At 55.9% G+C, this 22218-nt stretch carries 22 protein-coding genes; 20 read left to right on the top strand and 2 right to left on the bottom strand.

From position 1 onward, the window contains the following. Position 1 precedes the first annotated feature (1 nt). From JG725_RS10300 to JG725_RS10225, 16 genes are all read left to right on the top strand, one after another. Positions 2 to 1159 (top strand): beta-ketoacyl-[acyl-carrier-protein] synthase family protein, encoded by a 1158-nt coding sequence (locus JG725_RS10300; RefSeq protein WP_199377879.1) that lies wholly within the window; start codon positions 2 to 4, stop codon positions 1157 to 1159. Further along, positions 1152 to 1700 carry a hotdog family protein gene (locus JG725_RS10295; protein ID WP_199377877.1) on the top strand — a complete coding sequence of 183 codons (549 nt, stop codon included), beginning with the start codon at positions 1152 to 1154 and terminating at the stop codon, positions 1698 to 1700. Before JG725_RS10300 ends, JG725_RS10295 begins: the two co-directional genes overlap by 8 nt. Further along, positions 1700 to 2431, top strand: coding sequence for a 3-ketoacyl-ACP reductase FabG2 (locus JG725_RS10290; protein ID WP_199377875.1), 732 nt, complete (start codon positions 1700 to 1702; stop codon positions 2429 to 2431). Before JG725_RS10295 ends, JG725_RS10290 begins: the two co-directional genes overlap by 1 nt. After that, positions 2431 to 3663, top strand: coding sequence for a beta-ketoacyl-ACP synthase (locus JG725_RS10285; protein ID WP_172290666.1), 1233 nt, complete (start codon positions 2431 to 2433; stop codon positions 3661 to 3663). The genes JG725_RS10290 and JG725_RS10285 overlap by 1 nt, the downstream gene beginning before the upstream one ends. Positions 3664 to 3893: 230 nt before the next feature. After that, a complete protein-coding gene (gene pstS, locus JG725_RS10280) occupies positions 3894 to 4934 on the top strand; it encodes a phosphate ABC transporter substrate-binding protein PstS (RefSeq protein WP_172290610.1) in 1041 nt (346 codons plus the stop codon). Positions 4935 to 5136: 202 nt separating this feature from the next. Then, positions 5137 to 6096, top strand: a complete 960-nt coding sequence (pstC, locus tag JG725_RS10275) for a phosphate ABC transporter permease PstC (RefSeq protein WP_172290609.1) — start codon at positions 5137 to 5139, stop codon at positions 6094 to 6096. Then, complete coding sequence (gene pstA / locus JG725_RS10270; RefSeq protein WP_172290608.1) at positions 6096 to 6983, top strand: phosphate ABC transporter permease PstA; 888 nt, start codon at positions 6096 to 6098, stop codon at positions 6981 to 6983. The genes pstC and pstA overlap by 1 nt, the downstream gene beginning before the upstream one ends. A 47-nt stretch (positions 6984 to 7030) precedes the next feature. After that, positions 7031 to 7807, top strand: a complete 777-nt coding sequence (gene pstB / locus JG725_RS10265) for a phosphate ABC transporter ATP-binding protein PstB (protein WP_172290607.1) — start codon at positions 7031 to 7033, stop codon at positions 7805 to 7807. A 14-nt stretch (positions 7808 to 7821) separates the two neighbouring features. Further along, on the top strand, positions 7822 to 8553 hold the full coding sequence (gene phoU, locus JG725_RS10260) for a phosphate signaling complex protein PhoU (RefSeq protein ID WP_172290606.1): 732 nt from the start codon (positions 7822 to 7824) through the stop codon (positions 8551 to 8553). 441 nt (positions 8554 to 8994) lie between these two features. Continuing rightward, a complete protein-coding gene (locus tag JG725_RS10255; protein WP_172290605.1) occupies positions 8995 to 10527 on the top strand; it encodes an ABC transporter substrate-binding protein in 1533 nt (510 codons plus the stop codon). Positions 10528 to 10593: 66 nt separating this feature from the next. Continuing rightward, positions 10594 to 11511: an ABC transporter permease gene (locus tag JG725_RS10250; protein WP_172290604.1), complete on the top strand. Its 918-nt coding sequence runs from the start codon at positions 10594 to 10596 to the stop codon at positions 11509 to 11511. Positions 11512 to 11520: 9 nt separating this feature from the next. After that, positions 11521 to 12453, top strand: coding sequence for an ABC transporter permease (locus JG725_RS10245; protein WP_172290603.1), 933 nt, complete (start codon positions 11521 to 11523; stop codon positions 12451 to 12453). Positions 12454 to 12463: 10 nt separating this feature from the next. Continuing rightward, complete coding sequence (locus tag JG725_RS10240) at positions 12464 to 13459, top strand: ABC transporter ATP-binding protein (protein ID WP_172290602.1); 996 nt, start codon at positions 12464 to 12466, stop codon at positions 13457 to 13459. After that, positions 13456 to 14328, top strand: a complete 873-nt coding sequence (locus tag JG725_RS10235) for an ATP-binding cassette domain-containing protein (protein ID WP_172290601.1) — start codon at positions 13456 to 13458, stop codon at positions 14326 to 14328. The genes JG725_RS10240 and JG725_RS10235 overlap by 4 nt, the downstream gene beginning before the upstream one ends. Before the next feature lie 99 nt (positions 14329 to 14427). After that, the gene (locus JG725_RS10230) at positions 14428 to 15864 is read left to right on the top strand and encodes a M20 family metallopeptidase (RefSeq protein ID WP_172290600.1); all 1437 of its coding nucleotides are present in this window, start codon (positions 14428 to 14430) and stop codon (positions 15862 to 15864) included. Between the two features lie 27 nt (positions 15865 to 15891). After that, positions 15892 to 16821: a LysR family transcriptional regulator gene (locus JG725_RS10225; RefSeq protein WP_172290599.1), complete on the top strand. Its 930-nt coding sequence runs from the start codon at positions 15892 to 15894 to the stop codon at positions 16819 to 16821. A gap of 33 nt (positions 16822 to 16854) precedes the next feature. Here JG725_RS10225 and JG725_RS10220 read toward each other — a convergent pair whose 3' ends face one another. Further along, a complete protein-coding gene (locus JG725_RS10220; protein WP_199377873.1) occupies positions 16855 to 17826 on the bottom strand; it encodes a DMT family transporter in 972 nt (323 codons plus the stop codon). Positions 17827 to 17971: 145 nt separating this feature from the next. Between JG725_RS10220 and JG725_RS10215 the strand changes: the two genes are divergently transcribed. Beyond that, positions 17972 to 18457, top strand: coding sequence for an Lrp/AsnC family transcriptional regulator (locus tag JG725_RS10215; protein ID WP_172290597.1), 486 nt, complete (start codon positions 17972 to 17974; stop codon positions 18455 to 18457). 212 nt (positions 18458 to 18669) lie between these two features. Beyond that, positions 18670 to 19686: a 1-aminocyclopropane-1-carboxylate deaminase gene (locus JG725_RS10210; RefSeq protein WP_172290596.1), complete on the top strand. Its 1017-nt coding sequence runs from the start codon at positions 18670 to 18672 to the stop codon at positions 19684 to 19686. Positions 19687 to 19846: 160 nt separating this feature from the next. Here the strand turns inward: JG725_RS10210 and JG725_RS10205 are convergent, their stop codons facing one another. Further along, a complete protein-coding gene (locus tag JG725_RS10205; protein WP_172290595.1) occupies positions 19847 to 20356 on the bottom strand; it encodes an Lrp/AsnC family transcriptional regulator in 510 nt (169 codons plus the stop codon). Positions 20357 to 20531: 175 nt separating this feature from the next. On the opposite strand from JG725_RS10205, the gene JG725_RS10200 reads away from it, so the two are divergent. Further along, positions 20532 to 21368 (top strand): ABC transporter substrate-binding protein, encoded by an 837-nt coding sequence (locus JG725_RS10200; RefSeq protein ID WP_199377871.1) that lies wholly within the window; start codon positions 20532 to 20534, stop codon positions 21366 to 21368. 97 nt (positions 21369 to 21465) lie between these two features. Next, complete coding sequence (locus tag JG725_RS10195; RefSeq protein ID WP_172290593.1) at positions 21466 to 22218, top strand: amino acid ABC transporter permease; 753 nt, start codon at positions 21466 to 21468, stop codon at positions 22216 to 22218.

The raw sequence follows: 22218 nt of genomic DNA, 5'->3' as shown, positions 1-22218 counted from the left end.
CATGATCTACATTAACGCCGTGGGGGCGCTCAATGCGTTGGGTAACGACCTGGAGCAGATGGCGGATAACCTTGCCAGACTCACTGCGCCAGGTATGCGGCCGGACAACGGCTGGCTGGTGCAGGGAAAAGCGTGCTGGACCGGAAATGTCGATGCGGATTTGCCGGCAATACCTGATGCGCTGGCCGAGCATAACAGCCGTAATAACCAACTGTTGCTGGCCGCGCTGGCGCAAATCCGGCCGCAGGTGGATGAGGCGATCGCCCGTTTTGGTTCCGATCGCGTTGCGGTGATCATGGGAACCAGCACCTCCGGTCTGGACGAAGCCGATCGCTACGTCAGCCACGATCTGCCCGGCTACTTTTATCTACAGCAGGAACTTGGCGACCCTTCCCGTTTCCTGGCCGCCTTTCTCGGGGCGGACGGGCCGGCCTACACGCTATCGACCGCCTGTTCTTCCAGCGCCCGGGCGTTAATCAGCGGACAGCGCCTGATTGACGCCGGACTGGCGGATGCGGCGATCGTCGGCGGCGCGGACACGCTGAGCCGGATGCCGCTGAATGGTTTTGACAGCCTGGAGTCTCTCTCATCGCAACGCTGCGCGCCTTTCAGTCAGCGGCGTGACGGTATTACCATTGGCGAAGGCGCGGCGCTGATGCTGATCGGGCGCGAGCCTGACGGCGTGGCGCTGCTGGGCGCCGGCGAATCTTCCGATGCGCACCATATGTCGGCGCCTCATCCAGAGGGCGAGGGCGCGGCCCGGGCGATTGAGATGGCCCTGCGGCAGGCCGGCCTCCGGCCTGAGGATATCGGCTACATCAATCTGCACGGCACGGCAACCCGCCTGAACGACCAAATCGAAGCGAAAGTCATTCATGCTATATTTGGCGACGCAACGCCCTGTAGCTCGACCAAATACCTTACCGGGCATACGCTTGGCGCGGCGGGCATCTGTGAAGCCGCGATTTGCTGGCTGTTGTTGACACGCGGACTGCCGCTGCCGCCGCAGGATTTTTCGCTCGGCGCCCGGGACGAGACATTGCCGCCTTGCGGTTTGCTCACTGCGCCCGGCCAGCTCCGGCGGCCGGTTATTTTGTCTAATTCATTTGCTTTTGGCGGCAATAATGCCTGCCTGATTTTGGGGAAAGCGGATGGCTGACTATTTTCCGGCGGCGCACTATCTGCCTCACCAGTCGCCGATGGTATTGGTGGACGAGGTTATCCACGTCGATGATGAACATGCTCATTGCCGGGTGTCGGTCAGCCGCGCAGGTATATTGGCGCCGTTCCTGAATGCCGATGGGCATCTGCCCGCCTGGTTCGGTATTGAAATCATCGCCCAGGCGATAGGCGTCTGGTCAGGGTGGCATGGGAGCCGGGACGCCCGCCATAAAAAATCGTCAGGAGCGATTTTAAACGTCGCTTGCGACGGCCCGAAGGGGGGCGGGCAGGACGCCCGCCATAAAAAACCGCGTCCCGGCATGTTGCTGGGCGGGCGGGGCTACCGCTGTAAGCAGGCGTTTTTCCCTGCGTCCTCGCGGCTTGACGTCTATGTGACGTTACTGATGCGTGATGAAAAAATCGGCAGCTTTGACGGTGAAATTGTGATTGATGGTGAAACCTACGCCACCGGCAGGCTGAATACCTATCAGCCTGACGACAACGAATTAAAACAGCTTTTAGAACAGGGAAAACAGTGATGACGCGTTGCGTGTTAGTAACCGGCGCCAGCAAGGGGATCGGTCGGGCCATCGCGCTGCGTCTGGCGGCAGATGGTTTTACGGTGGCGGTGCATTATCACCGCGACGAAAAAGGGGTCGAAAAGACCTTAAGCCAGATTATCGAGAATCATGGCTCGGGGCGCATCGTCGGATTCGATATCGCTAATCGGGAAATGTGCCGCGCGGTTATCGAACAAGATATTGCAGCCCACGGCGCCTATTATGGCGTGGTCAACAATGCGGGAATTACCCGCGACGGCGCGTTTCCCGCCCTGGATGACGACGCCTGGGACAGCGTGATCCACACCAATCTTGATAGTTTCTACAACGTTATCCACCCCTGCGTGATGCCGATGATCGGCCTGCGTAAAGGGGGAAGGATCATTACGTTGTCCTCGGTTTCCGGCCTGATGGGAAACCGCGGGCAGGTCAACTACAGCGCGGCGAAAGCGGGCATTATCGGCGCGTCCAAAGCGCTGGCTATCGAACTGGCGAAGCGGAAAATCACCGTCAACTGTATTGCCCCCGGGCTGATTGATACCGGCATGATCCAGATGGAGCCGGCGGCCGTTGAGGAAGCGATGAAAATGATCCCCCTGAAACGCATGGGGCAGGCGGATGAAGTGGCGGGGCTGGCGAGCTATCTGATGTCCGATATCGCGGGTTACGTGACGCGTCAGGTTATTTCTATTAACGGAGGTATGCTGTGATGCGTCGTGTGGTGGTAACGGGAATGGGCGGCGTGACTGCGTTTGGCGAGTGCTGGGAAAGCGTTTCAAGCGGTTTGCGCGCCGGTCGTAATGCGATACGCAAGATGCCGGAGTGGCGGATTTATGCCGGCCTGCATACTCAACTGGGGTCGCCCATTGACCATTTCAGTCTGCCCGCGCACTACACGCGCAAACGCATTCGCTCGATGGGGCGAGTCTCGCTGTTGGCGACGCGCGCCACGGAGCTGGCGCTGGAGCAAGCCGGGCTGCTGGAGCACCCGGTGTTGACCAACGGGGAAACCGGGATTGCCTACGGCTCGTCAACGGGCAGCACCGGCCCGGTCAGCGAGTTCGCCACCATGCTGACCGAAAAACATACCAACAATATTACCGGCACCACCTACGTACAGATGATGCCGCACACCACGGCCGTCAACGCCGGGCTGTTCTTTGGTCTGCGCGGCCGGGTTATTCCCACCTCCAGCGCCTGTACCTCCGGCAGTCAGGCGATAGGCTATGCCTGGGAAGCGATCCGTCATGGTTATCAGACGGTTATGGTGGCCGGCGGCGCGGAAGAACTTTGCCCGTCGGAAGCGGCGGTGTTTGATACGCTGTTTGCCACCAGCCAGCGCAACGACGCGCCGGAGACCACGCCGTCCCCCTTTGACGCCGGACGCGATGGACTGGTGATTGGCGAAGGCGCGGGCACGCTGATTCTGGAAGAGCTGGAACATGCGCAGGCGCGTGGCGCGACGATTTATGCCGAGCTGGTGGGTTTTTATACCAATTGCGATGCGGCGCACATTACGCAACCGCAGCGCGAAACCATGCAGATTTGCATTGAAGGTTCGCTGCGCTGCGCCGGTTTACAGGCCGGCGATATCGGCTATATCAATGCACACGGCACGGCGACCGACCGCGGGGACGTGGCGGAAAGTCAGGCGACCGCCGCGGTTTTTGGCCGCGCTACGCCCATCTCTTCCCTGAAAAGCTATTTCGGCCATACGCTGGGCGCCTGCGGCGCGCTGGAAGCCTGGATGAGCATTGAAATGATGCGTGAAGGCTGGTTCGCTCCGACCCTCAATTTGCGGCAACCGGCGGAAGATTGCGGCGAACTGGACTACATTATGGGCGAACCGCGGCATATCGATACCGACTATGTGCAGTCGAATAATTTTGCCTTTGGCGGCATCAATACCTCGCTGATTTTCCGCCGCTGGAAGCAGGACTGAGATAACCGGGGATGGGATCATCCCCGTCGTTCCTGCGCCGGCAGGAACCACCGGCACAGGGGCACGATGCGGGAAGAAGCGGAAACGGCATTTTTGCCGTATGTCATAAAACTGTCATATTTCGTACATTTTACTGTCACTCAACTGCTCTATTTTTCCTCCTGCACACTACACTCTGATTAATCACGGCTCCGGGTCGGCACTACTTTTAGTCTCCCACAGGAGGGATTATGAAACTTATGCGTACCACGATTACCCATATCGCTGCGGTCACGTTTTCACTGACATCGCTTTCCGCTTTGGCCGCCGCCAACCTCACCGGCGCGGGCGCGACATTTCCCGCGCCGGTCTACGCCAAATGGGCTGACTCCTATCATAAAGAAACCGGTAATAAAGTTAACTATCAAGGTATTGGATCGTCTGGCGGGGTAAAGCAGATTATCGCCAAGACCGTGGATTTCGGGGCGACGGATGCGCCGCTGTCCGATGATAAGCTGGCGCAGGACGGTCTGATCCAGTTCCCGACGGTGATCGGCGGCGTGGTGCTGGCGGTTAACATTCCGGGCATCAAATCCGGCGATCTGACGCTGGACGGTAAGACGCTGGGTGATATCTATCTGGGCAAAATCAAAAAATGGAACGATCCCGCCATCGTCACGCTGAACCCGAACGCCAAACTGCCGGATCAGAATATTGCGGTGGTGCGTCGTGCGGACGGAGCGGGTACTTCTTTCGTGTTCACCAGCTATCTGGCGAAAGTGAACCCGGAGTGGAAGGAAAAAATCGGCGCGGGCTCCACGGTTAACTGGCCGACCGGGCTGGGCGGAAAAGGTAACGATGGCATTGCCGCGTTCGTTCAGCGTCTGCCGGGTTCCATCGGCTATGTTGAATACGCTTACGCCAAGCAGAATAACCTGGCCTACACCAAATTGGTTTCCGCTGACGGAAAAGTGGTCAGCCCGACAGAGGAAAGCTTCAGTAATGCGGCCAAAGGCGCAGACTGGAGCCAATCTTTCGCGCAGGATCTGACCAACCAGAAAGGTGAGGATGCCTGGCCGATTACCTCGACGACCTTCATCCTGATCCAAAAAGTACAGCCGAACGCCGCACAGGGTACGGAAGTGCTGAAGTTCTTTGACTGGGCTTATACCAAAGGCGGCGAGCAGGCAACGGCGCTGGATTACGCCATTCTGCCCAATGAAGTGGTGGAGCAGGTACGCGCCGCCTGGAAGACCGATATAAAAGACGGCAGCGGTAATGCGTTGTATTAAAAATAATTAGTATTAAAAATGATTAGTGTTAAAAATAATGGCATTAAGCCTGATTGTACTAAAATTGTACTGCTTTCCTTGTGTTTGGCAGTAAGGCCGTAAGCTGAGTTGCCGCAAGGTACAATGGGGCGAGAGGTGATGAACACCTTTCGCTCTGCGTTATTTTCGTTATCAAACGCGGTTAAATTAAGAAGAGAGACGCATGGCGGAGTACAAGCCAACTATCAAAGCCCCTGGGAAACATGGCGATATTATTTTTGGCGCGCTGGTGAAACTGGCCGCGCTGGTGACGCTGTTGTTGTTGGGCGGCATCATTGTTTCCCTGATTGTGGCCTCCTGGCCCAGCATCGAAAAGTTTGGTTTTGCTTTTCTGTGGACCAAGGACTGGGATGCGCCGGCCGAACAATTTGGCGCGCTGGTGCCGATCTACGGCACCATCGTCACCTCGCTGATTGCGCTGGTTATTGCGATACCGATCAGTTTCGGCATCGCGCTGTTTTTGACCGAACTGGCGCCGGGCTGGCTTCGGCGTCCTTTGGGCGTGGCGATTGAACTGCTGGCCGCGATCCCCAGTATTGTCTATGGCATGTGGGGGCTGTTTGTTTTCGCCCCGCTGTTTGCCAAATATTTTCAGGAGCCGCTAGGTAACGTGCTGTCCGGTATTCCGATCGTCGGTTCGCTGTTCTCCGGCCCGGCCTTTGGCATCGGCATTCTTGCCGCCGGGGTGATTCTGGCCATCATGATCATTCCTTATATTGCGGCGGTGATGCGCGATGTGTTTGAACAAACGCCGGTGATGATGAAGGAGTCGGCCTACGGCATCGGCTGCACCACCTGGGAAGTGATCTGGCATATCGTTCTGCCTTATACCAAGAACGGGGTGATTGGCGGCATTATGCTGGGGCTGGGGCGCGCGCTGGGCGAAACCATGGCGGTGACCTTTATTATCGGCAATACCTATCAATTGGACAGCATATCGCTGTATATGCCCGGTAACAGTATTACCTCGGCGCTGGCGAATGAGTTTGCCGAAGCGGAATCCGGTCTGCATACCGCCGCGCTGATGGAACTGGGTCTGATCCTGTTTATGATTACCTTTATTGTGCTGGCGTGTTCGAAATTAATGATTATGCGACTGACCAAGAATGAGGGGGCGCGCTGATGGCGGCGTTAGGCAGAGATCAGGACGCGGCGCTGGCGCGTTCCCGACGTAATATGCAGATCTGGCGACGTCAGAAAAACCGTATTGCGCTGTGTTTGTCGATGGTCACCATGGCTTTTGGCCTTTTCTGGCTGGTGTGGATCCTGTTTTCGACCATCACCAAAGGGGTTGACGGCATGTCGCTGGCGCTGTTTACCGAAATGACGCCGCCGCCGAACACCGAGGGCGGGGGATTGGCGAACGCCATCGCCGGCAGCGGTTTATTGATCCTGTGGGCGACCATCTTAGGTACGCCGCTCGGCATCATGGCCGGTATCTATCTGGCGGAATATGGCCGCAAGTCATGGATCGCCGAAGTTATCCGCTTCATTAACGACATCCTGTTGTCGGCGCCTTCGATTGTGGTCGGGCTGTTTGTCTATACGCTGGTGGTGGCGAAAATGCAGCACTTCTCCGGTTGGGCCGGGGTGATTGCGCTGGCGCTGTTGCAGGTGCCCATCGTTATCCGCACCACGGAAAATATGCTCAAGCTGGTGCCGGATAGCCTGCGTGAAGCGGCGTATGCGCTGGGTACGCCGAAGTGGAAGATGATTTCCGCCATCACGCTGAAAGCGTCGGTATCCGGCATTATGACCGGGATTTTACTGGCGATCGCGCGCATTGCCGGGGAAACCGCGCCGCTGCTGTTTACCTCGCTGTCCAATCAGTTCTGGAGTACGGATCTGATGCATCCGATCGCCAACCTGCCGGTCACCATCTTCAAGTTTGCCATGAGTCCGTTTGTGGAGTGGCAGCAGCTGGCCTGGGCGGGGGTATTGCTGATTACCCTGTGTGTTCTGCTGCTGAATATTCTGGCGCGCGTTATTTTTTCCGGCAAGAAATATTAATAAATTTAAGGCGTTGCCTGGCAGCGCCGGTATAAAAGAGAGTCTTGATGAGTATGGCGACAAAGACATCCACCAGTAAAATCCAGGTACGTAATCTGAATTTCTATTACGGCAAATTCCATGCGTTAAAAGATATCACGCTGGACATTGCCGCCAATCAGGTTACGGCTTTTATCGGCCCGTCGGGCTGTGGCAAATCCACGTTACTGCGCACCCTGAATAAAATGTATCAGCTCTATCCCGAGCAGCATGCCGAGGGCGATATTTTGCTGGATGGCGATAATATCCTGACCGATAAGCAGGATATCTCACTGCTGAGGGCCAAGGTGGGGATGGTTTTCCAGAAGCCGACGCCGTTTCCGATGTCCATTTACGACAACATCGCCTTCGGCGTGCGGCTGTTTGAGAAGCTATCGCGGGTGGATATGGATGAACGGGTGGAGTGGGCGCTGACCAAAGCGGCGCTGTGGCATGAAACCAAAGATAAGCTGCATCAGAGCGGATACAGCCTGTCCGGCGGTCAGCAGCAGCGCCTGTGCATCGCGCGGGGCATCGCGATCCGTCCGGAAGTGCTGTTGCTGGATGAGCCTTGTTCCGCCCTTGACCCGATTTCCACCGGCAGAATCGAAGAGCTGATTTCCGAGTTGAAGAAAGACTACACCGTGGTGATCGTCACCCACAATATGCAGCAGGCTGCACGTTGTTCAGACCATACGGCGTTTATGTATCTGGGCGAGCTCATCGAATTCAGCGATACCGATACCCTGTTTACTGCGCCACGGCAGAAACAGACCGAAGATTACATCACCGGCCGCTACGGTTGATTACGGGAAGCATCATGGACAATTTGAATCTGAACAAACACATTTCCGGGCAGTTCAACGCCGAACTGGAACATATTCGTACCCAGGTGTTGACCATGGGCGGGCTGGTTGAGCAACAACTGACCGACGCCATCACCGCGATGCACAATCAGGATGCCGAACTGGCGCAGAGAGTGGTTGAGGGAGACGCCAAGGTCAACATGATGGAAGTGACCATCGATGAAGCCTGCGTGCGCATTATCGCTAAACGTCAGCCAACCGCCAGCGACCTGCGGTTGGTGATGGCGATCATCAAAACCATTTCCGAACTGGAACGCATTGGCGACGTGGCGGATAAGATCTGCCGCACCGCGCTGGAAAAATTCTCCCATCAGCATCAACCGCTGCTGGTCAGCCTGGAATCGTTAGGACGACACACGGTGCAGATGCTGCATGACGTGCTGGATGCGTTTGCCCGCATGGATCTGGATGAGGCGGTGCGTATCTATCGTGAAGATAAAAAGGTGGATAAAGAGTATGAAGGCATCGTCCGTCAGCTGATGACGCACATGATGGAGGACTCCCGCACCATCCCCAGCGTGCTGACGGCGTTGTTCTGCGCACGTTCAATTGAGCGTATTGGCGACCGTTGCCAGAATATCTGCGAATTTATCTTCTATTTCGTCAAGGGGCAGGATTTTCGCCATATTGGCGGCGATGCGTTGGAAAAACTGCTGGTCGAGAAAGAGAGCAAGAAAGAGGAATAGCCTTTCTTTCCGGTTCAGACCGCTGACAAACCTATCAGTCCCTATCTCCGCTTGCCGATAAAGTCGTCGGTAAGCCCGAGATACCCGGGCCTACCGTACCGAGGGGCGCTCCGGCCCCTCGCCACGCTCTCCCTAATTACGGGTTTTGTCAATGGTCTGACGCCCTGCTTGCAGGGCGTCGTGCTTTTAAATAGTGCAAAAAAAGAACATCTCCGCACTATTAGCGCGCTAATCATCCAGATGAAACGCTTATGCTAAAAATAGCGTGTCGTTTCTCCGCCGCAGTATTCAAAAATAGTGCACGCCACGCCTACGGTTTCGTATTTTTAGAAACCTCTTACCTAAAATCTGTAAGGTTATAAATCTGCTATTGGCTTCAGTCTTGCAATGATTACACCGTGAGTATTCATGGTTTATTCATTAACGGCATGGAGAAATGGCATGACTCGTTCCCTGGCAAGACGGATACAACACTATGCTTTATCCGCATTATTGATTGGATGCGCCTCATATAGTTATGCGGGAAAGCAGAACGATACTTTGGTGTATGCCTCGGATAACGAGGTAGAGAATATCAGCCCTTATCATAATACCCTGCGCGAAGGCGTGATTATCTCCAATCTGGTGTGGGACAGACTGGTCTATCGCGATCCAAAAACCGGTGAATATGAACCGCAGTTGGCCGCCGCGTGGGAATGGGATTCGCCGGAAATATTGGTTCTGCATTTGCGCAAAGGCATTAAATTTCATAACGGCGATGATTTTACCGCTGATGATGTGGTTTACACCTTCAATAATATCGCCGGCGATAATACCGATTCAGTTATGCCGCAGAGCGTTAACTGGATTAAGGAAACCGAAAAAGTCGATGACTACACGGTAAAACTGCATCTGGAAAAACCTTTCCCGGCGGCGCTGGAATATTTGTCCGGCCCGACGCCGATCTATCCCGCCAAATACTACCAGCAGGTTAAGCTGGCCGGCTTCAGTAAAGCCCCGATTGGCACCGGCCCTTATAAGGTCACCGGCGTGACGCCGGCGCAGGGGGTCACGATGGAGAAAAATCCCGATTACTTCAAGGAAAGCCCGGTCGGACAACCTAAAATCGGCAAACTGCAATTTGTGGTGATCCGCGATCCGGAAACCCGGCTGGCGCAGTTGATGACCGGTCAGGTTGACTGGATCTGGCGGGTGCCGGCCGATCAGATGACCTCGCTGGAAACCATGCCGAATCTTTCAGTGAAAAGCGGCGAAACCATGCGTATCGGTTTCCTGGCGCTGAACACCCATGCCAGCGGGCCGGGCGGCGAACCGTTCAAAGACCTGCGCGTCCGTCAGGCGGTAAACCACGCCATTAACCGTCAGGGAATGGTCGATAATCTGGTGCGCGGCGGCAGTCAGCCGGTCTATTCCGCCTGTTTCTCCGCCCAGGCCGCCTGTAACACCAGCAAAGTGATCAAGTACGAGTACAACCCGGAAAAAGCCAAACAGCTACTGGCGGAGGCCGGTTACCCCAACGGTTTTGATACCGATATCTGGGCCTATCGCGAACGGGACTACGCTGAAGCCATCATTGGCGATCTGCGCAAAGTCGGCATCAATGCCCGGCTGCATTATGTGCAGCATTCGGTTCTGGCGGCCGATCTGATCTCCGGTAAAGCGCCGATGGCGGTACGCACCTGGGGCTCTTATTCCATCAACGATGCGTCCGCTTTTGTTACGCCTTATTTCGGCGGCAAGGGAGACGATATCTGGAAAGACGCGGAAGTCACCAGCATGTTGAACCAGGCGGATGAAACCATCGATACCAAGCAGCGCAGCGCCATGTATGCGGATGTGCTGGGGCGTATTTCTTCCCAAGCGTATCTGGCGCCGCTGTTTTCCTATTCAACCAATTATGCCTTTACCTCCGATCTGAACTTTGACAGTTGGCCGGATGAACTGCCGCGCTTCGCGCTGGCGAGTTGGAAGTAACCGGCTGTCGGGGATCGGTAGCGGTATCGATTCCCGACAATATCCGGTGAGAATGGGGAACAGCTTATGATTATCTATATTTTACATCGGCTGCTCGTCGCGCTGGCGGTGCTGTTTACCGTGGCGGTCGTCAGTTTCTCTCTCCTGCATCTTTCCGGCGATCTGGCGGCGGCGATTGCCGGCCCGGAAGCCACGGCCGAGGTGGTTGAGCGTATCCGGGTGCAATATGGCCTGGATCAGCCGTTGATTACGCAGTTTGCTCACTGGATGTGGTCGGCTTTGCATCTTGATTTCGGGCGCTCGTTTTATTTTGAGAACACCGTGATGGAGCTGGTCGGCCAGAGGATGCCCATTACCCTGAAGCTGGGAGCGGTTTCCCTGCTGCTGGCGCTGGTGGTGGCGATCCCCCTCGGCGTGCTGGCCGCCGTGTTTCGCGATACCTGGATCGACAGATGTTCCATTTTCATTTCCGTTATCGGTCAGGCGATGCCGAATTTCTGGTTTGCCCTGCTGCTGATTGTCATCTTCGCCGTGGGCCTGAAATGGTTGCCGGTGGCCGGGAACGGCAGTTGGCAGAACTTTGTGTTGCCGGCCATCGCCCTGGGCTATTACGCCATGCCGTCGCTGATGCGTCTGACGCGCTCCGGCATGTTGGACGTGCTGGGGTCGGACTATATCCGTACCGCACGGGCAAAGGGGTTGAGTTCTTTCCGGGTCATCGTCAAGCACGGGCTGCGTAACGCCATCATTCCCGTGGTGGCGCTGGCGACGGTCGAACTGGGCTTTATGTTGGGCGGTTCGGTGGTCATTGAGTCGGTGTTCGCCCTACAGGGATTGGGGCAATTGGCATGGGACTCCATTTCCCGCAACGATTTTCCGGTTGTGCAGGCCATCGTACTGATTATCTCCGTGTTTTATATCGGGCTGACGTTTCTGGCCGATGTGCTTAATGCGGCGCTCGATCCGCGTCTGCGTACTTCATAGGGAGCCTCCATGAAAACGTCTTCATCACTCTCTTCCACGCTGGTCGCCAAGGCGTCGATGCCTGAACCGGGGCTGATTCCGGAACCGGCGCCCTGGCGGAAATGGCTTGGCAGCATCCTCGGGCATCACAGCATGATGATCGGTCTGACGATTCTGGCGGTTATTGTCCTGGCGGCCGTCCTGGCGCCGTTAATCAGCCCGCACGATCCCTACGCGCAGGATGTAAGCCGGCGTCTGATTCCGCCGGTATGGCATGAAAAAGGCAGTTGGGAACATATTCTCGGCACCGACAAGCTGGGGCGTGACTATCTGAGCCGCCTGCTGTTCGGGGCCAGGGTGTCGTTAACCATCGGTGTGGTTTCCGTGCTGGTGGCCGGATTTATCGGCATTACGCTGGGGGTGCTGGCCGGCTATTTCGGCGGCCGGGTGGATGCGCTGGTCAGCTATATCCTGACGGTGCGGTTGTCCATGCCGATCATTCTGGTGGCGCTGGCGACGGCTTCGCTGGTGGGCGGCTCGGTAAAAGTGGTGATCCTGCTGTTGGGATTACTGCTGTGGGATCGCTTCCTGATTGTTTCCCGTTCGGTTACCCGGCAGTTGCGTGAGGCGGAGTTTATCGCCGCCGCCAAGACGCTGGGCGCATCTTCACTGTTCATCATGCTGCGGGAGATCCTGCCTAACCTGCTTGGCCCGCTGACGGTGGTCGCCACGCTGGAAATCGCCCATGCCATTTTGCTGGAGGCCACGCTCTCTTTCCTCGGGCTGGGCGTACAGCCGCCGATGCCGTCATGGGGGCTAATGGTGGCGGAAGGCAAGGCGTACATGTTCTTTCAACCGTGGGTCATCCTGATCCCCGGTATTGTGCTGGCTATCCTCGTGCTGGGGATCAATCTGGTGGGAGACGGCCTGCGTGATATTACCGCGCTGGACGGACGTAACTGAGGAACACGCCATGAATAACGACATTTTGCTGGATGTAAAAAACCTGCGCGTCGACCTGCCCACGTCCCGGGGTACGCTGCATGCGGTTCGCGGGCTGGATTTTTCGGTACGACGCGGGGAAATGCTGTGTCTGGTCGGCGAGTCCGGCTGCGGCAAGTCCATGACGTCGCTGGCGCTGATGGATTTGCTGCCGCGTAAAGCGGTGCGCACGGCGGATCATATTCGTTTTAAGGGCATCGAATTGCAATCGCTGAAAAAACGCGAGATCACCGCGCTGCGCGGCGATCAAATGTCGATGATCTTTCAGGAACCGATGACCTCGCTCAATCCCTCGTTCACGCTGGGTAATCAACTGTGCGAAACGCTTCAGGCGCACCGCAAGGTTTCGCAGTCACAGGCCCGGGATCGGGCGGTTTATCTGATGGAGCGGGTAGGCATTCCCATGGCCGCCGATCGCCTGAATCAGTATCCCCATCAGCTTTCCGGCGGTCTGCGGCAGCGCATCATGATCGCCATGGCGCTGATGTGCGAACCGGAACTGATTATCGCCGACGAACCGACAACCGCGCTGGATGTCACCATTCAGGCGCAGATCCTGCGCATGCTGCGCGAGTTGCAGCAGGAGTTTGGCATGGCGGTGATTTTCATCACCCATGATTTGGGGGTGGTGGCGCGTATCGCCGATCGGGTGGCGGTGATGTATGCCGGACAGATCGTGGAAACCGCGCCGGTGATGACGTTGTTTAACCATCCGTGTCACCCGTATACCCGGGCCTTGCTCGAGTGTATTCCGATTCAGGGGAAAACCATTCCCGGTCAGCCGCTGAACGCCATTCCCGGCGTGGTGCCCAGTCTGATTGGCGCCCAGCGGGGCTGTGCGTTCAGCAATCGTTGTTGCCACTGTGCGGCGGCCTGTGATCAGGACACGCCTTATGTCAAGGTAACGGACCAACATGCGGTGCGCTGCATTCGGGCCTTACCGATACGGAACGCGGAGGTCGCATGAGTGATAGCCTGAACCCTCATGTCGCGTCTTCGGCGTTGCCGACGCATATTCCGGGCAATGATGATATTGCGCTGGAGCTGTGTTCGCTATCGCGGGTTTTCCGCCTCAATCGCGGGCTGTTTACCCGCGCGGGCGAAATCCGGGCGGTGAACGATGTTTCGCTACGCATCCGGCGGGGAGAAACGCTGGGGCTGGTGGGCGAGTCCGGCTGCGGAAAAAGCACGCTGGCGAAAATGCTGCTGGGCCTGTTGCCGCCGACGTCCGGCAACGTGCTGATCGAAGGGCGTGAAATTGATGCCGGCAACCGCAAGGAAATGTCGGCCCACATTCAGCCTATTTTTCAGGATCCTTACTCATCGCTCAATCCGCGCCGCACGGTGGCGGATATCGTGGAGGTCGCCCTGCGCCTGCACGGTATCGGCACGCCGGCGGAGCGTAAACAACGGGTCACCGAAATGCTGGATGTGGTGGGGATGCCCGCCCGGACGCACAGTCAGTATCCCGGTCAGCTTTCCGGCGGCCAGCGTCAGCGGGTGGCGATCGCCCGGGCGCTGATTATGCGCCCTGACATTCTAATCTGTGATGAGCCGACCTCCGCGCTGGATGTGTCGGTGCAGGCGCAAATCCTTAATCTGCTGCTGGCGCTCAAGCAGGAATTTGGCCTGACCTATCTGCTGATCAGCCACAACCTGTCGGTGGTGGAGCATCTGGTCGATCACGTGGCGGTGATGCAGAAAGGTTCGATTGTCGAACAGGGTACGCGCGAGCAGATTTTCCACTCGCCGCAGCACCCTTATACCAAATCGCTGTTGGCTTCGGTGCTGACGCCGGAGCCGGGACTGGGCATTCCGGATATCGAACCGCATTAACCCGAACCAAGCGCAGACCGCACGGACAAACACGCAACGGCTCCGCGGGAGCCATGCTGTTTACTCATCAATATCGGATAAAAAGAGGACAGACTGACGATGACGCGTGAAGAGACTATCCGGGCTACCGTCGATTATTTTGATGCAGGCAAATTCACGGCCACCCTGGCGCGCAGGGTGGCGTACCGGACGGAAAGCCAGGATGCCGGCAGCGGGCCGGTTCTGATGTCCTACCTGACGGATGAGATGCTGCCCGCGCTGCGGGCATTGGGTTTCGAATGTCTGATCGTGGAAAACCCCATCGGCGGCAAAGCGCCTTTTTTGCTGGCCCGGCGCATAGAGCCTGACGCCGCGTTGACGCTATTGACCTATGGTCATGGCGATGTGGTGCGGGGCTATGACGACCAATGGCGTGAGGGATTATCGCCGTGGGAGCTGGTGAAGGACGGCAACCTCTGGTACGGACGCGGAACCGCCGATAACAAAGGGCAGCACACCATCAACCTGTCGGCGCTGGAGCAGGTGCTGACCGCGCGCAACGGTCATCTTGGCTACAACGTGAAAATCATTCTGGAGATGGGGGAAGAGGATGGTTCGCCGGGGCTGGACGCGATCTGCGGACAATACCGCGACTGGCTGGCCGCCGATCTGTTTATTGCCTCGGACGGCCCGAGGATTTCCGCCGCCCGTCCGACCCTGTTTCTCGGGTCCCGCGGGGTGTTCAATTTTGAACTACGGCTGAATTTGCGCGAAGGCGCGCACCATTCGGGCAACTGGGGGGGGCTGTTGAGCAACCCGGGCATTCGCCTGGCGCATGCCCTCTCCAGCATGGTGGACGCCCACGGCCAGATTCTGGTGCCGGGGCTGCGGCCGCCGGCGATATCCGAGACCCTGCGCCGTATTCTCGCCGACATTGAACTGGGCGGCGGGGCGACGGACCCGGCTATCGATCCCGGCTGGGGAGAACCGGGCCTGACGGCGGCGGAAAAACTTTACGGCTGGAATACGCTGGATGTGCTGGCATTTGTGACCGGCAATCCGGATAAGCCCGCCCACGCTATTCCGCCGCATGCCAAAGCACATTGTCATATGCGTTATGTGTTGGGCAGCGACGTGGCGAACTTTAGCCGGCATGTCCGCCATCATCTGGATGCCAACGGATTTGAAGACGTGGAGGTGGTTAATGCGGTTAGCCATTATGCCGCTACCCGGCTTGATCCCAACGATTTGTGGGTGCAATGGGGGGCGGCGTCGATAACCCGCTCTGCCGGCGCCAAAGCGGCGGTATTGCCCAATTTCGGCGGCGGACTGCCCAATGCCTGCTTCTCGGAAACGCTGGGGTTGCCGACGCTGTGGGTGCCGCATTCCTATCCTGCCTGTTCGCAACACGCGCCGAATGAGCATATTCTGGCGGATATGACGCTGGAAGCCCTTAAAATCATGACCGGTCTGTTCTGGGATCTGGCTGAGCAAGGGGCGGACATTTTACGGATGCGTTCACAGATAACGAAACCTCAATCGGCGGCAGCGCTATAAGCTTCAACACCCAGTGTGGGAGGTCGGATGCATAGCAACGAAATGCGTTATTTTATGGCGGTGGCGAATACCGGTTCGCTGAGCGCCGCCAGCAAGCAGTTGTTTGTCGCCGTTTCAGCCATCAGCAGACAGATCCAGCAGTTGGAAGCTCGTCTGGGCGTCCCTTTGTTCGAGCGGCATGCCCGGGGGATGATACTGAATGATGCCGGACATATTCTGGAAAATCATGTACGGCGCAGCATCACCGACATGGAACTGGCGATTGCCGAAATCGAAGGACTGAAATCCACCCGTCAGACCACCCTCCGGGTGGTCTGCACCGACGGCCTCGGCTTTAACCTTCTGCCGACGCTGCTGGCGAAATATCGTCAGCAGCATGCGGCGGTCAACTTTGTGCTGACGGTGGGCAGCGCCAGGCAGGTGCCCGATCTGGTTCGCAACGGCGAATGCGATGTGGCGCTAAAGTACAGCCTGGCGCCGGAACACGGCGTTCAGGTTTTCGCCTCTTTTTCCGCGCCGTTTATGGCGGTGATGAAAGAGGATCACCCGTTGGCAACAACGGATTTCCAGATGGCCGATCTGAATGCTTTTCCGGTCGCGCTTCCCGATCAGGCGGCGACCATCCGTCAATTGTTTGATCTTTCATGCCGCATGAACGGCGTTTTCATCGATCCGGTCTTTACCTGTAATCATTTCTCCACCCTGTATGCTTTTTTGCTCAATACGCCGGATGCTATCGCCATATGCAGCCATTTTTCCGTGTTGTACAGCGCCCGACGCGATGGTTTACAGGTGAAGTCGGTCAATATGGAGCCATTGAGCCAGCGAACCCTACAGATCCAGACCGAAGTCAGTAAGCCGACGACGCCGGCGCTGAAAGGTTTTGTTGAGTTTTTACGTGATGAGCTGGCGATACAGGATGCGCGGTTTCGCCAGGAATACGGCGTTTTAGGCTGATGGCGACATCGCTCCGCTCATGCGGTGCGGAAGTCATGACCTGCGTCGGCGTTGCGAAGGACAGGGTCTGTTCAGGGTGACGACCAGCATGCCGGCAATAATGGCGGTGACGCCAATAATCAGCCCGAGGGTTAAAGACTCATTCAGAAACAGAATCGAGATAATCAACCCGACAACCGGAACGCCCAGCATGGAGGATGCCATGCTGGTGCTTGAAATCCACTGGCTGGCCGTATTCACGGCGCAGAAACAGAAGGCGGTGGCGAGCGGCCCGACAAACAGGGCGATTTCCCACAGGCGCGGTGAGTTATCCCCGGTATAAGGCCCTTCTTTATACCAAGCGATAACAATCAGCGGCACGGCGGCAATCAGCATTTGCCAGGGCGCCAGATGATAGGCGCTGGACGCGCCGCGATGATGGCGCAAATGCAGGATGCAGATGGCCCAGCAGAATGATGCGATCAGCAGCAGGGCATTGGCGCGCAGCGCGTCGCTGTCCGTCCAGTCCAGCGTCAGCGGGTTAAACAGAATAGCGACGCCGGCAATGCCCATCAGCGTGCCGAGCAGTTCCCGACGGGTCACGCGTTGTCTGAAGAGCAGAATGGCGCCCGGCAGAACCCACAGGGGCGTGGTATAGGCCAGAATGGCGGAGCGGCCGGCGGGGATCGCCATCATGGCGATGGCGCCCAGCGCGGTAAAGGTCAGCATCTGCAACAGGCCGACGCTGAACAGCAGGGGGATATCGCGACGTTGAGGCAGTTTCAGCGTGCCGGTGACAATCTGGATAAAGAACAGGCACAGCCCGCCCAGCGCGAAACGCAGCGCAGAGAACCAGAGCGGCGTAATATGTTCCAGTCCGAGTTTCATGACCGGCCAGTTGGCGCCCCAAATCACGATCGCCAGCAAAAGCAGTATCACTCCCCCAATCTGACGCAACGATAATGCGCCGGCTGATTTTTCTTTCAGCCAGATTATTTTCTTATTTATTAACGAGGGAGAAATCATTTTATATTTTCTTTTCGCCGGTTGCTGGATAAATCCAGTTTATTATTTTTCCAACGGAAATTTTTTCCCTTATTAATCCGGATAGTTGGTTTTTGCAGGGTAATTTTTCCAACCGATTTGTTATTAACAGGCAAGGTTTTCTTTTATGCGTAAACTGGATAAAACCGATATCCGTATCCTCAATAAGTTGCAGGAAAATGCGAAAGTCACGCATGTGGAGTTGGCGAAAGCGGTCAATCTTTCCACCACGCCTTGTTTTAACCGGGTGAAAGCGCTGGAGGAGCTCGGGCTTATCCGTCAGCAGGTCACGTTACTTTCGCCGGAACGGCTTGGGCTGCACGTGAATGTGTTTATCCACGTCAGTCTTGACCGACAGGTGGAAGAGGTTCTGCAACGTTTTGAACAGGCCATCGCTGAGCGCCCGGAAGTCATGGAGTGCTATCTGATGACCGGGGACGCGGACTATCTTCTGCGGGTATTGGTAAAAAATATCAATGAGATAGAGCATTTTATCCTCCACCATCTGACGCGCATTCCCGGGGTGGCCAACATTCGATCCAGTTTTGCGCTCAAGCAGGTGCGCTATAAGACCACCCTGCCTTTGCCGCCGGAAGGCATTGTGCTGCCATAGCAGATTAATTTTATTTCGTGATGTGGGTATTTTTTTAGTGTAAAGGCTGTTTTAACTGTTTTTTGTGAAATTTAAATGATTAATTTTGAAGAATTTAGCAATTTAAATTCATCTGTTTATAGGTAATATTATGGTTATGGGATGACGGTATTTCTCAATGGAATATTGGCAACCTGCGGCTACCACTCCTTATTATTTACTGGAGCATTATTATGAATCTGGAGAAATTTCCACGTTATCCATTAACTTTTGGACCTTCCCCTATTACGCCAATGAAAAGGCTCAGTGAATATTTAGGCGGCGAGGTAGAAATATATGCCAAACGTGAAGATTGTAATAGTGGTCTGGCGTTTGGCGGCAATAAAACGCGTAAGCTGGAATATCTTATTCCTGAAGCGCTGGAACAGGGGTGCGATACGCTGGTTTCCATCGGCGGCATTCAGTCGAATCAGACGCGTCAGGTGGCCGCGGTGGCCGCTCATCTGGGCATGAAGTGTATCCTGGTGCAGGAAAATTGGGTGAATTATGCCGATGCGGTGTACGACCGGGTAGGGAATATTGAGTTATCCCGCATTATGGGCGCGGATGTGCGCCTGGATGCCGCCGGTTTTGATATCGGCATCCGCGAAAGCTGGAAAAACGCCATGGAAGAAGCGTCGCAGAATGGCGGTAAACCGTTCCCTATTCCTGCCGGTTGTTCCGAACACCCTTATGGCGGCCTGGGATTTGTCGGTTTTGCACAAGAAGTTCGCCAGCAGGAAAAAGAGCTGGGCTTCAAGTTTGACTATATTGTCGTGTGCTCCGTTACCGGCAGCACCCAGGCTGGTATGGTGGTCGGCTTTGCCGCCGATGGCCGCGCCCGGAATGTCATCGGTATTGATGCGTCGGCCAAACCGGAAAAAACCAGGGCGCAGATCCTGCGTATTGCGCAGAACACGGCGAATCTGGTTGAGCTGGGCCGGGAAATCACCGAGGAAGATGTGGTGCTGGATACCCGCTATGGCGGCCCGGAATACGGTCTGCCGAGCGAGGGCACGCTGGAAGCCATTCGTCTGTGCGCCCGAATGGAAGGCGTGATGACCGATCCGGTGTATGAGGGGAAATCCATGCAGGGTATGATCGATATGATCCGCAACCGGGAGTTCCCAAAAGGCTCGAAAGTGCTGTATGCCCATCTGGGCGGCGCGCCGGCGCTGAGCGCCTATAGCTATATTTTCCGTAACGGTTGACGGACAGTATTGTGCCCACGAGTGGGTTCTAGACAGTCAAGTAGCCTTTCGGTCGTCATCCTCGCGAAAGCGGGGATTTTTTTATAGATAACTCATTGATTAAAAAGATTCCCGCCTGCGCGGGAATGGCGGTTTGGTCCGTTGTGCGCGTATTTCTACCTTAAAAAGTCAACTGCGTGGTGGAAAGCACTTCCCGCAGGCCGATAAAGGAGCGGATCTGGCGCACGCCGGGTAGAAAAAGCAATTGTTCGGCATGCAGCCGGTTAAAACTCTGATTGTCGCGGGTGCGGATCATCAAAATATAATCAAACTCACCGGTAACCACATGGCATTCCATACAGCCGCTGATTTTCTGTACCGCGGCTTCAAAATCTTCAAACGAGCCTGGCGTCGAGCGATCCAACACCACCCCGATTAATACCACCAGCCCGGCGTTAAGCGCTTCAGGGTTAAGCAGCGCGACGACGTTTTTAATCAGGCCAATCTGTTTGAGGCGTTCGACGCGTCTCAGGCAGGCCGGCGGGCTGAGATTGACTTTTTCCGCCAGCGCCACGTTGGACAAAGAGGCATCCGCCTGCAAAAGTCGCAGAATGGCCGTATCGAAGCGATCCAGTTCATAAGATTTCTTTTCCTCAGGGGGAGGCGTCACCAGAGGGGATTTGGCTTTCATTTATTTTTCCTCATTACGCGCGATATCTTATCGATCTCGGCGAATTTATTTATCAGTATAATCTGCTAAATACCCCATGTAACATAAGGTTATATTATAGCTATTTATGTTATTTCCCGCTTTTTCATCCCGCTGATAGCCTGAATTCAATAATTAAACCATTCAGGGGCAAAGAATGAAGAATCGTATTGTGGCATTGACGTTGTTGGCCGGTTTGGCCGCCGTTTCCGGGGCTGCACAGGCTGATAAGCTGGATGATATTCAAAAAGCGGGCGTAGTCAAAATCGCGGTATTCGACAGCAATCCGCCGTTTGGTTTTGTCGATCCGCAGAGCAAAAAGCTGGTGGGTTACGATGTGGATATCGCCGAAGCGATTGCTAAAGCGCTGGGAGTGAAAGTAGAACTGCGCGCAACCAATCCGGCCAACCGTATTCCATTACTAAGCGCTAAAAAAGTGGATCTGATCGCCGCCAACTTCACCATCACCGATGAACGCGCCAAGCAGGTCAACTTCAGCATTCCTTATTTCGCCACCGGACAAAAATTCATTGCCCGCAAAGGCGTGCTGAAAACCCCGGAAGATATTAAAGCGCTGCGTATTGGCGCGGATAAAGGCACGGTACAGGAAATTACCCTGCGTGAGCACTATCCCACCGCCAAAGTGATCTCCTATGACGATACGCCGCTGGCGTTTGCCGCGCTGCGCAACGGGAATGTTCAGGCCATCACCCAGGATGACGCCAAACTGGTCGGTTTGCTGGCGAACGTACCGGATGCCCAGAAAGCCGATTTTGAAATCTCGCCGTTCAGCATAACCAAAGAGTATCAGGGCGTGGGCATTCCCAAAGGTGAAGAACGTCTGACGGAGAAAGTAAACGAAACCTTATCGAATCTGGAAAAACAGGGCGAAGCAAAAACGATTTATGACCGCTGGTTCGGGCCAGAGACAAAATCTGCTCAGCCGCGCGGCGACTTTACTTTCGCACCGTTAGATCGGCAGCCAAAAGCCTGATACGCTAACCGGGTGATTAACCATGGCATTTTCGGCCCTCTGCAAGCAGAGGGCATTCTTGTTTGTAACACCCGATAAAATATAAAAACGGCTAATTATGAAACTGACGGATACCGCGCTGCACTATATTGATGAGTGGCTGTTGGCTCCCCAATACCTCGGCTGGCTCTGGCAGGGTTTTCTGGTCACGCTGTGGATCTCCCTTTGTACGGTAATTTTAGCCACGTCGCTGGGGTTCCTGCTGGCGGCGGCGAGGGATAGCCAACTGCGCGTATTGCGCTGGCCGGTCATGGCTTACAGTTCGTTATTCCGCAATACGCCTTTGCTGATACAGCTTTTTTTCTGGTACTTCGGCGCCGGTCAGTTGTTCCCCTCGGCCATGATGCAATGGCTTAACACGCCGCATGACTTCACCCTGCTGGGGGTGAGCGTGGGGTGGCCCTCGTTTGAGTTTCTGGCCGGGCTGTTAGGGCTGACGCTCTATTCCAGCGCGTTTATTGCGGAAGAGATCCGCGCCGGTATCGGCGGTGTGGCGCGTGGGCAAAAGTACGCCGCGCTGGCGCTGGGGTTAACAGGGTGGCAATCCATGCGTTACGTGGTGTTGCCGCAGGCATTGAACATCGCCCTGCCGCCCTTGCTGGGGCAGTACATGAATGTGATTAAAAACTCCTCATTGGCAATGGCGATTGGCGTTGCCGAACTTTCTTATGCCTCCCGTCAGGTGGAAACCGAAACGTTGCGCACCTTTCAGGCGTTTGGGGTGGCGACGGTTTTGTACATCGCCATCATTGCGTTAATGGAAGGCTGGGGAATGTGGCGTCAGCAACGTCATCCGGTCGGGGAGCGCTGA

Origin of the sequence: Brenneria sp. L3-3C-1, from assembly GCF_016456245.1 — a bacterium.
GTDB lineage: Bacteria > Pseudomonadota > Gammaproteobacteria > Enterobacterales > Enterobacteriaceae > Brenneria.
The sequence above is the reverse complement of the archived record's forward strand: the minus strand, read 5'-3'. Positions and strand labels throughout refer to the sequence as shown.